Origin of the sequence: Cognatundibacterium luofuense (assembly GCF_018139685.1) — a bacterium.
Lineage (GTDB): Bacteria > Pseudomonadota > Gammaproteobacteria > Burkholderiales > Burkholderiaceae_D > Undibacterium > Undibacterium luofuense.
This window is the reverse complement of record NZ_JAGSPN010000016.1, coordinates 100,050-110,795: the sequence shown is the minus strand read 5'-3', so window position 1 is coordinate 110,795 and position 10,746 is coordinate 100,050. Positions and strand designations below refer to the sequence as shown.

The 10,746-nt window shown below is 54.3% G+C and carries 9 protein-coding genes and 1 pseudogene; 6 read left to right on the top strand and 4 right to left on the bottom strand.

The features are described from left to right. From KDM89_RS17695 to KDM89_RS17685, 3 genes and pseudogenes are all read left to right on the top strand, one after another. A pseudogene (locus tag KDM89_RS17695) lies at positions 1-191 on the top strand (aldehyde dehydrogenase family protein); the annotation flags it as partial. A 7-nt stretch (positions 192-198) separates the two neighbouring features. Further along, a complete protein-coding gene (locus KDM89_RS17690) occupies positions 199-1,230 on the top strand; it encodes a phosphotransferase (protein ID WP_212689244.1) in 1,032 nt (343 codons plus the stop codon). Continuing rightward, entirely contained in the window at positions 1,224-2,534 is a 1,311-nt protein-coding gene (locus KDM89_RS17685) for an aminotransferase class III-fold pyridoxal phosphate-dependent enzyme (protein ID WP_212689243.1), read from the top strand. The genes KDM89_RS17690 and KDM89_RS17685 overlap by 7 nt, the downstream gene beginning before the upstream one ends. A 3-nt stretch (positions 2,535-2,537) precedes the next feature. Here the strand turns inward: KDM89_RS17685 and KDM89_RS17680 are convergent, their stop codons facing one another. The 3 genes from KDM89_RS17680 to uvrA are packed head-to-tail and all read right to left on the bottom strand — an operon-like array spanning position 2,538 to position 7,118. Then, positions 2,538-3,629 carry a patatin-like phospholipase domain-containing protein gene (locus KDM89_RS17680; protein WP_212689242.1) on the bottom strand — a complete coding sequence of 364 codons (1,092 nt, stop codon included), beginning with the start codon at positions 3,627-3,629 and terminating at the stop codon, positions 2,538-2,540. Between the two features lie 16 nt (positions 3,630-3,645). Next, positions 3,646-4,224, bottom strand: a complete 579-nt coding sequence (gene pth / locus KDM89_RS17675; protein ID WP_212689241.1) for an aminoacyl-tRNA hydrolase — start codon at positions 4,222-4,224, stop codon at positions 3,646-3,648. Positions 4,225-4,241: 17 nt separating this feature from the next. After that, complete coding sequence (uvrA, locus tag KDM89_RS17670; RefSeq protein WP_212689259.1) at positions 4,242-7,118, bottom strand: excinuclease ABC subunit UvrA; 2,877 nt, start codon at positions 7,116-7,118, stop codon at positions 4,242-4,244. A 194-nt stretch (positions 7,119-7,312) separates the two neighbouring features. On the opposite strand from uvrA, the gene KDM89_RS17665 reads away from it, so the two are divergent. Further along, on the top strand, positions 7,313-8,548 hold the full coding sequence (locus tag KDM89_RS17665; protein ID WP_230427948.1) for an MFS transporter: 1,236 nt from the start codon (positions 7,313-7,315) through the stop codon (positions 8,546-8,548). 48 nt (positions 8,549-8,596) lie between these two features. Beyond that, positions 8,597-9,094 (top strand): single-stranded DNA-binding protein, encoded by a 498-nt coding sequence (gene ssb, locus KDM89_RS17660; RefSeq protein WP_212689240.1) that lies wholly within the window; start codon positions 8,597-8,599, stop codon positions 9,092-9,094. On the opposite strand, the gene KDM89_RS17655 is transcribed toward ssb, so the two are convergent. Further along, entirely contained in the window at positions 9,095-9,442 is a 348-nt protein-coding gene (locus tag KDM89_RS17655; protein WP_212689239.1) for a hypothetical protein, read from the bottom strand. It lies immediately after the preceding gene. Between the two features lie 228 nt (positions 9,443-9,670). Here KDM89_RS17655 and phnD point away from each other — a divergent pair, with 228 nt between their 5' ends. Beyond that, positions 9,671-10,654 (top strand): phosphate/phosphite/phosphonate ABC transporter substrate-binding protein, encoded by a 984-nt coding sequence (gene phnD / locus KDM89_RS17650; protein WP_212689238.1) that lies wholly within the window; start codon positions 9,671-9,673, stop codon positions 10,652-10,654. The last annotated feature ends 92 nt before the right edge of the window (positions 10,655-10,746 follow it).

Genomic DNA, 10,746 nt, shown 5'->3' with positions numbered 1-10,746 from the left:
GCGGCATTGCGAACGTCAACATCGGCCCGTCCGGTGCAGAAATCGGCGGCGCCTTTGGTGGTGAGAAAGAAACCGGCGGTGGTCGCGAATCCGGTTCTGACAGCTGGAAAGCGTATATGCGCCGCACCACCAACACCTTCAACTACAGCCATTCCCTGCCGCTGGCGCAGGGGATTAAGTTTGAAGTCTGAGTGACCTATGAGCATCATTCATGCAGCACAGGCTGCACAACTGTTGCAGGAATACTGGCAGTTGCAGGGAGAGATTTCTGCGCTGCCTTCGTATGCCGATTGTAATTTTCGTGTGCGCTGCGCAAGTGGCGAATATGTGCTGAAGGTTGCCGGCCCCGACTGGAATCCGCAAGATCTGGCGCTGGAAAATGCGACGATGCAACATCTGGTGTCTATGTGCAATGCCGATGGCAGCCCCATGTTTCCGGTCGTGATGAAAGCAAAGGACGGACGTGATCTGTTGCCCCTGCCACCGGAATATGGCAAAGGCTGGCTGCGTTTGCTGAGTTTTGTGCCGGGCAAGGTTTATGCTGAAGCGCCGGAAAAAGAGCTAGCCGTGTCGCGTGCCAGTCTGGAACACAATCTTGGTAGTCTGCTGGGACAGATGCATGCAAAGCTCCAGGATTTTTCTCATCCGCAGGCGCAGCGCATTCACGCATGGAATTTGCAGCAACTGGTGCAGCTGGCGGATGACATTGTGTTGTTGCAGGACACTGCACTCAGAGAAATTGTCAGCCGCCATGTGCAGTATTTTGTGCGTCAGCAATTACACTGGCAGCGCACTTTGCCGCAGGCGGTGCTGCATAATGATGCGAATGATTACAACCTGATTGTGCGTCAGGGCAGGGTGGTGGCGCTGATTGATTTCGGTGATATGTGTTACAGCTACCGCATCGCAGAAGTGGCAATCGCTGCCTGTTATGCGATGACTTATGCTGCGACAGATCCTTTGCAGTCGGCGGCGAATATCGCCGCTGCGTTTGATGCAGAACTGGCACTGAGTGATGCAGAATGGGAATCTTTGTTTCCTATGATTTGCGCGCGCCTGTGCCAGAGCGTACTGATGGCGGAGCGCGCCCATCGTGCCGATCCGGAGAATCCGTATATTCTGATTTCTCAGCCTGCGGTGCGCCGTTTATTAATGCAGTTAGATCAGATGCCGCGCAATCTGGCGCTGCGTCAGTTACGTTTAAAACTCAAAGAATCTGAATTATGCTGAATCGTCCCGTACTGCAGCGCAGCCCGGAAGAACTGATTGCCCTGCGCCGCCGTCATCTGAATCCAACCCTGAGCCTGTCTTATCAGGAGCCGCTGAAAATCGTGCGCGGCGAAGGCGCCTATCTGTTTGATCAGCACGGCAAACCGTATCTGGATATGGTCAATAATGTCTGCCATGTCGGACACTGCCATCCTAAGGTGGTTGCCGCCGGTGCAGCGCAAATGGCGATGCTGAATACCAATACCCGCTACCTGCATGACAATCTGGTGGAATATGCGCTGCGCCTCACAGAAACGCTGCCGCAGTCATTGTCTGTCGTTTTCATGACCAACTCCGGCACGGAAGCGAATGATCTGGCTTTGCGCATTGCCCGTGCGTATACCAACGCGCAGGATGTGATCGTACTCGATCATGCTTACCATGGTAATTCGCCGAGCATGATTGATCTGAGTCCGTATAAGTTCAACGGGCGTGGCGGTCGCGGTAAACCGGAGCATGTGCAGTTTGTACCGATGCCGGACAGCTATCGCGATGCGAATGCGCAGGATGCTGCTTATGCAGAAAGTCATGCAGCGCATATCGACAGCGCAATCAGCCTTATTCATGCGCGTGGTCAGAAACCTGCGGTATTTTATGCAGAAGCTATGCTCGGTTGCGGTGGCCAGACTGTCTTGCCGCCCGGTTATCTGCAGCAAGCCTATGCCCGCGTCAGGGCGGCCGGTGGTGTATGTCTGGCCGATGAAGTGCAGATTGGTTTTGGTCGCGATGGTGAATACTTCTGGTCTTTCCAGTCGCATGGTGTGGTGCCGGATATCGTGACCATGGGTAAGCCGATTGGTAATGGGCATCCGGTTGGCGCGGTAGTCACCACACCGGAAATTGCATCCGCTTTTGTGACCGGCATGGAATACTTCAATACCTTTTCCGGTAATCCGGTTTCATGCGCGATTGCGATGGCAGTGCTGGAAGTCGTACAGGAAGAAAAACTGCAGCAGAATGCGCTGGAAACCGGTGCTTATCTGCAGCAGGGCTTACGTCAGCTGGCGCAGCAACACAGCCTGATCGGTGATGTGCGTGGTCGGGGCTTATTTCTGGGAGCAGAGCTGGTACGTGACCCTGAAAGCAAAGCTGCCGCCACTGCCGAAGCAAAACGTATCGTGGAAATGCTGAAGGCAAAGCAGATTTTGCTGTCTACCGATGGCCCGCTGGACAATGTGCTGAAAATCAAACCGCCGGTGGTATTTCAGCGCAGCCATGCAGATCAGTTCTTGCATGCACTGGACGATGCTTTGCATCGCCTGTGATATTTACAGAGCGTGTATCTGTGCCGGATCCGGTTTCTCAATAAACCGGATCAGATCATCACGCAGGCGCTCTGCCTCAGACATCGCAATTTTCCAGTCCTGAATACGACGCTGGTGGTTCAGGCCGTGATAACTGAAGTCTTTGCGGTCCGGCAGTTTGCCGCGTGGCAGGGTGCGTAAAAAATCATTCGATGGCGCAATCAGAATCACATTCTGCATCCAGTCGCGGAACGGTGCGCGATGCGTGCGCCGCCATGGTAAGGCTTTGTCCAGCCAGCCCGGAACGAGGTAAGGTGCAAAATGCGGATACAGCACCAGCTGATCCTGCCCGAGCCGGTGATAAGGGAAGGCCAGATGGTAATCAATGATGCCGCCATCCCAGTATTGGCCCTGCGGCGCAGCCGGAATGCCGGATACTTTATTCATAATCAGCGGCAGAGTTCCCGATGCCAGCAAGGCTTGCCGCAGATTGCCCGACTGTAAAGGTGTGAACACTGTGCTGAACGCATCAAATGCAGTCTGCAGCCACGTCAGCGTATCGCGCTGATCGCTGAATACCACGCGCTCCAGATGCGCCGCCAGATGGTCGCGTCCGCGCAGATTGGCCAGTGCGGCACGGGCAAATGCGGTTTTTTCTGCGTTCAGGCTGTTTGTGAACTGCAAATGCCGCAGGCCGCGATTGGTCAGAATATGCAGATGGTAAGACGGATTGCGCAGAATTTCCTGCTCATAACCACCGATCAGCTGATCCAGCATGCCACTGATTTCGCGGGTCACACAATCGGTATCCGGATTCTCAGGATAGGTCTGACCGCAGTACAAATCGCCGAGTCGCTGAAAACCGGCGACAGGATCAGCACAGGCGGCAGCCGCCATGCGCCATGAACCTATCGAAGCACCGATCAGCGTGCGCTCACGCGGTGCCTGCGGTAACCAGCTGCCAAATAACCATTGATCCAGCTTTTGCAGTATCAGTCCTTTCGGGCCGCCTGCAGCTGCCGGAATGACGGCCACATCCGCAGCCTGTAATCCGTATTCAGCGATGCGTTGCTTTGCCAGACTGCCGGCAAAAATGCGGATGGATGATGTGGTCATGGCAGGGAAAACCTCGTCAGGTTTTTTTCGGTGAATGTAACTGCATCATGGCTTCAGCCGTTTTGCCTTCCACCATCAGCGGGATTGCCTGCAGGCTGTCAGCAATCGATTCTTCGATCAGACTTTGTTCTTCGCGGCGCGGGCGGTGCAGTACAAAATCCGCGACATTCTGATTCAGATTCAGACTGCGCGGATGGCCGATGCCGATACGCAGGCGCCAGTAATCCTGTGTTCCCAGCGCTGCAGTAATATCTTTGAGACCGTTATGACCACCGGATGAACCACCTTTTTTCAGTTTGGCGACACCGGGCAGCATATCCAGTTCATCATGCACCACCAGTACCTGATCCGGTGTGATTTTGTAGAAGCGGCAAATCGCACCGACTGACTGGCCGGAGCGGTTCATAAATGTTTGCGGCTCCATCAGCCACACATCCTGACCGGCAATGCGGGTTTTGCCGACCAGCGCTTTAAAGTTCTTATCCGGTGCGAGGTTGACCGGATACTGATCCACCAGCCAGAAACCGGCATTGTGGCGGGTTTGTTCATATTCAGGGCCGGGATTGCCCAGCCCCACGATAAGACGTATAGACATAACTTCTGAAAAAAAACTTAAGCGGCGGACTTGCCGGATTTTGATAACAATGGCTGCAGGTATTTACCGGTCACGCTTTCAGGATTCACAGCGACTTGTTCCGGTGTACCGGTTGCCACAATACGGCCACCACCGGCACCGCCTTCCGGCCCCAGATCAATCAGCCAGTCGGCGGTTTTGATCACATCCAGATTATGTTCAATCACGACCAGCGTATTGCCGTGATCGCGCAGACGGTGAATCACTTGCAGCAGTAACGCGATATCGTGGAAATGAAGACCTGTAGTCGGTTCATCCAGAATATACAGCGTGCGACCGGTATCGCGTTTTGAGAGTTCCAGCGCCAGTTTGACACGCTGTGCTTCACCGCCCGAAAGCGTGGTAGCGCTTTGTCCGAGGCGGATATAACCGAGGCCGACATCCAGCAGCGTTTGCAGTTTGCGGCGGATCACCGGCACCGCACTGAAAAATTCGTGCGCATCTTCCACGGTCATTTCCAGTACTTCGTGGATGTTTTTTCCTTTGTACTGTACTTCCAGCGTTTCGCGGTTATAGCGTTTGCCGTGGCAGACGTCGCAAGGCACATACACATCCGGCAGGAAGTGCATTTCGACTTTGATCACGCCGTCGCCCTGACATGATTCGCAGCGGCCGCCTTTCACGTTAAACGAGAAGCGGCCTGCGCTGTAACCGCGTTCTTTGGCGGTTGGTACTTCGGAAAATAAGTCGCGGATCGGTGTGAATAAACCGGTATAGGTCGCCGGATTTGAGCGCGGCGTACGGCCTATTGGTGCCTGATCGACAGAAATCACTTTATCGAAATGTTCCAGACCGCTGACATGTTCAAACGGTGCAGGTTCAGTCTGCGAACCGTATAAATGACGGGCCGCAACATGGAACAGCGTATCGTTGACCAGTGTGGATTTGCCGGAACCGGAAACACCGGTCACGCAAGTCAGCAAACCAACCGGTAAAGCCATATCGACTTTTTTCAGGTTGTTGCCAGTTGCGCCCTGTATCGTCAGTTGTTTTTCAGGATTGTTGACGGTGCGTTGTGCCGGAACGGAAATTTCCAGTTCGCCGGTCAGATAACGTGCTGTCAGCGATTCTTTATTGCCGGTGATCGCGTCCAGATCGCCGTGGGTAATCACATTACCGCCGTGCACACCGGCACCGATCCCCATGTCAACGATAAAGTCGGCGGCGCGGATTGCATCTTCATCATGCTCCACGACCAGCACGCTGTTGCCGATGTCGCGCAAATGCTTGAGCGTATCAATCAATCGGTCGTTATCGCGCTGATGCAAACCAATCGATGGTTCATCCAGCACATACATGACGCCGGTCAGGCCGGAACCGATCTGCGATGCCAGACGGATACGCTGGGCTTCGCCGCCGGACAGTGTGTCGGCGCTGCGTTCCAGTGACAGATAATCCAGACCGACATTGTTCAGGAAAGTCAGGCGCGACGTGATTTCTTTAATGATGCGGTCTGCGATCTCTGCTTTACTGCCTTGCAAAGTCAGCTCGCGGAAAAAACGCAGAGTGTCGCGCAGTGGCATACCGCTGACTTCGTAAATAGCTTTTTCCTGTGCACCATTGCCGACGCGCACATAGCGCGCTTCGGTACGCAGACGTGCGCCGTGGCAGGACGGACATTGTTTTTCATTGATGAACTTCGCCAGCTCTTCACGTACAGCCATCGAATCGGTTTCGCGGTAGCGGCGCTGCAGATTATTTACGACACCTTCAAAGCTGTGTTCTTTAACGACCGCTTTGCCGCGCTCATTCAGATAGGTGAACGGAATCTGCTGACGGCCGGAACCGTACAGAATCACTTGTTTTGCCTGTTCCGGTAATTCTTCAAACGGCGTATCCAGATCAAATTCATAGAAAGCGGCAATCGCCGTCAGCATCTGGAAGTAAAACTGATTCCGACGGTCCCAGCCCTTGATTGCGCCGCTGGCCAGTGAAAGATTAGGGAAGGCAACAATCCGTTTCGGATCGAAGAATTCGATATGCCCGAGGCCGTCACATTCCTGACAAGCGCCCATCGGGTTGTTAAACGAGAACAGGCGCGGTTCCAGTTCCTGCAGTGCATAGCCGCAGACCGGGCAGGCAAATTTGTTCGAGAATAATTGCTCGTGGCCACTGTCCATATTCAGGACGATCGAGCGGCCATCCGCGATACGCAGGCAGGTTTCAAACGATTCAGCCAAACGCTGTTTAATATCCGCACGGACTTTGACGCGGTCAATCACCACATCAATCGTGTGTTTTTCGGTTTTCTTCAGTTTCGGCAAATCATCGGCTTCATAGATGCGTGCCTCATGTGTGCCGCTCTGAATGCGGAAGCGTACAAAACCCTGTGCCTGCATTTGCTCAAACAAATCCAGATGTTCACCTTTGCGGTTCGCGACCACCGGCGCCAGAATCATCAGCTTGGTTTCTTCCGGCATGGCCAGCACGGTGTCCACCATTTGCGAGACCGATTGTGCTGCCAGCGGATTTTCCGGATGGTCAGGGCAGTAAGGTGTGCCAACGCGGGCGTACAGCAAGCGCAGGTAATCATGGATTTCCGTGACCGTGCCGACGGTAGAGCGCGGGTTGTGCGATGTGGCTTTCTGTTCAATCGAAATCGCCGGAGACAAACCTTCGATCAGATCCACATCCGGCTTTTCCATCAGTTGCAGGAACTGACGCGCATAGGCGGACAGCGATTCCACGTAACGGCGCTGGCCTTCCGCATACAGCGTATCAAACGCGAGTGAGGATTTACCCGAGCCGGACAGGCCGGTAATCACCACCAGCTTATTGCGCGGGATATCCAGACTGATATTTTTCAGGTTATGGGTTCTGGCACCACGTACCCGGATCAGCTCGCGTTTTTGCATCAGCGGCAAGTCATCGGCGGTGAATTCGAGTTCGGCAGGCGCAGCGCTGGCGGCGGCTTTAATGCGTTTAGTCATAGTGGCTCACGGAAATTTTTTGCACAGACAAGCAACCTGCTACTATAACGGGTTTTCGTTACAGCTGTACTCCGGCGCTGCAAATCGCATGCACAGGCGTACAGATCAGGATAAGCATTATGAGTTTTGCAACTAACCTGAAAGATACGCCTGATCCGGTCGCCGCAGCGGCCGGCATGACGCGTCAGGAAGTACGTGCCAGCTCGGCGCTGGCCTCGGTATTTGCATTGCGCATGCTGGGCTTGTTCATGCTGTCGCCGGTATTTGCCCTGTATGCACGCGGACTGGAGGGCGGCGACAATGCGGTGATGGTCGGACTGGCGCTCGGCATGTTCAGTCTGGTGCAGGCATTTTTTCAGATTCCGTTCGGTATGGCATCCGATCGCTTCGGTCGCAAACCGGTGATACTGATTGGTCTCGCCTTGTTCGTTGCCGGTGCGCTGATCTGCGCGTTTGCACACAGCCTGCTGTGGATCATGATCGGTCGCGGTATTCAGGGGCTGGGCGCGATTTCGGCAGCAATTACCGCCCTGGTGGCAGATTCCACCCGTGAGCAGCACCGCACCAAAGCGATGGCGATGATAGGCGGCTCTATCGGCCTGACGTTTGCACTGGCGATGGTGTTATCGCCGGTCATGTATCAGGGCATGGGCATGGCGGCGATGTTTGGTCTGACAGCGGTACTTGGTATCGGTGCAATGGCGCTGGTGAAGTGGATCGTGCCGGACGTGGAAGCGGTCAAAAGTGAGCGCGTTCCGTTCCGTACCGTACTGATGCTGCCGGAACTGATGCGCCTGAATGCCGGCGTGTTCGTCCTGCATTTCGCCCAAATGGCGATGTTCGTTGTTCTGCCTGCTGCACTGGTACACGTGGCGGATATTCCGGTGGCGAGTCACTGGAAAATTTATCTGCCGGTCATGCTGGTGTCGTTTGTGGCGATGCTGCCTGCGATTTTTGTCGGTGAAAAATACGGCAAGATGAAACCGGTGTTTCTGGGCGCGATTGCCTTGCTGCTGGTGTCGCAAATCGGATTCTGGCTCGGTATGCAACATGGGTTGCTGCTGATCACCTTCCTGTTTGTATTTTTTATCGCGTTTAACACACTGGAAGCCAGCCAGCCTTCACTGGTGTCGCGCCTTGCGCCACCGGCAGCCAAAGGCGCGGCGCTCGGTGTGTACAACACCATGCAGGCGCTCGGTATCGCAGCCGGTGCAGCATCCGGCGGTCTGCTGACGCAATACGTCAACAGTCAGGCTGTGTTCGCTTTATGTGCCGGACTGACACTCATCTGGCTTATAATCGCTGCCAGCATGCCGGAGATCGCCCGTCGCAGCAAAGCGGCTGCGCAGGCATAAGCCGGAAATCAAAACAGAGTAAGTAAGCAAGACAGACAGGAGAAATACATGGCATCTGTGAATAAAGTCATCATCGTCGGCAATCTGGGCCGCGATCCGGAAACCCGTTATATGCCAAGTGGTGATGCCATGACCAGCATTACGGTAGCAACCACCGACACCTGGAAAGACAAAGTTTCCGGTGAAAAGAAAGAGCAGACTGAATGGCACCGCATCACTTTCTTCGGCAAACTGGCAGAAATCGCCGGTCAGTACCTGAAGAAAGGTTCGCAAGTGTACGTAGAAGGTTCGCTGCGTACCCGTAAATACATGGATAAAGACGGCGTGGAAAAATACGCAACCGATATCCGTGCTGACAGCATGCAAATGCTGGGTTCGCGTCAGAGCGGCGGCATGGGCGGCGGTATGGGAATGGATGACGGCTACGGTGCACCGCCACCAGCCATGGCATCCCGTCCGCAGCAACAGTCTGCGCCGGCACGTCAGGCACCGGCACAGCGTCCGGCTCCGAACTTCTCCGATATGGACGACGACATCCCGTTCTGATCACGGTACAGCATCCGGCTCTCTGGCCGGAGCAATCGCAGAAGCACCGCAACTGTAAAGTTCCGGTGCTTTTTTATTTGGCCATTCATTCCTTGATTCGCCCACCGGCAAGCGTCCCATTGCAGGCTGAAGGCGGGACTTCGCCGCTGTCGCCCGGAACTGCCTGAAAACACCTGAGAATGCCCCAAATGCGGAGTTCAGCACAGCGATACGGCGGTCGTCGGCAGAAAGTCCGGGCCTCCGGAAAACACAGATGACGATATCTGCATGATTGTCAGCCTGAAGATGTTCTTCCTTGCGGGTTGGACGGGTAGTGCAGGCAATGCTGCGGCCTGGCTTTGCTTTCATGCTGGCGGCAGCAAGGGTGCTGCTGAACTGACGGCGTATTGTCCGTGCCGGAAATCTTATTTTTTCTGACTGGTCTGCAGTGGTCTGGTGAACTTTTATGTCATCGAAATGTCACTGTTGCAGTGCGGGATGTGCAGTATTCTCCCGTTTTTTTGGAAATTTCAGGCAAATCGACAGCTATCCGCCATCGGGATGCCTGGGAAGACCGTAGCTGAACCGGCGGAAATAATGAAGAAAATCGTAATGTTAGTAAGTTGCCTGTTGTTGCAGGCGTGGTCTGTTGCTGCACCTGCAGCAGAGAAACTGGTATTTGGCCTGATTGCCCCGACCGATGCGGAAGATACCCGCCGTCGCTGGCAACCTTTGCTCGATGATTTAAGTAAAGCGACAGGCGTGGATGTACAGGTCGTGGTTTCCGGTCGCTATGATGATGTGGTGAACGGCCTCAAAAATAACACCGTTCAGGTGGCCTGGCTCAGTAATAAAGTCGCGCTGGAAGCCGTTGAGAGCGGTAAAGCCAGCGTGTTTGCCAAAATGATCCGTCTGGATGGCAGCAAGGGTTATAACTCGGTGCTGATCACGCAGGCGTCTGGTCAGTTGCAGAACACGGATCAGTTATTCGCCCAGCCGGGTGTTTTCCGTTTTGCTGACGGCGAACCGAATTCCACATCCGGCCATCTGGTGCCGACGTATTATCTGTTTTCAAAAAACAAAGTCGAACCGGCCAGACTGTTCCGTCAGGTGCGCAGCGGCAGCCATAAAGATAATCTGAAAGCCGTACTGCATTCTGAGGTGGATGTCGCTACGTATAACAGCGAAGGGTTGGATTTGCTGAAAACCGAAGCACCGGCTGATTTCAAAAAACTGCGCGTGATCTGGACATCGCCGCTGATTCCGAATGATCCTTTGCTGTACCGGAAAGATTTGTCGCCGGCACTGAAAAATAAGCTGGAAGACTTTTTTGCGAATTACGGCAAACGGGCGAATGCCAGCCAGAAAGAAACCCTGCGTGCGATTCAGAATCTGTCCGGCTTCGCACGCTCGAATGACGCGCAGTTAAAGCCGATCGCTGATCTGACGCTGTTCAGTCTGCTGCGCCAGAACCTGAATGATACGCAGCTGACACCGGAGCAAAAGCAAAAACGCTTCGATGAACTCAGTGCGCGCTTCGGCAAACTGAGCGCCATTCTGGAAAGCGCGCGTCTGAACTGATTCGTGTCGGACAACAGGCAGGCTGAAAAACGGGAACTCTGGTTCCCGTTTTTTATTGGTATCAGCGGAAAAGTTACAAAAAATTTCCGGTT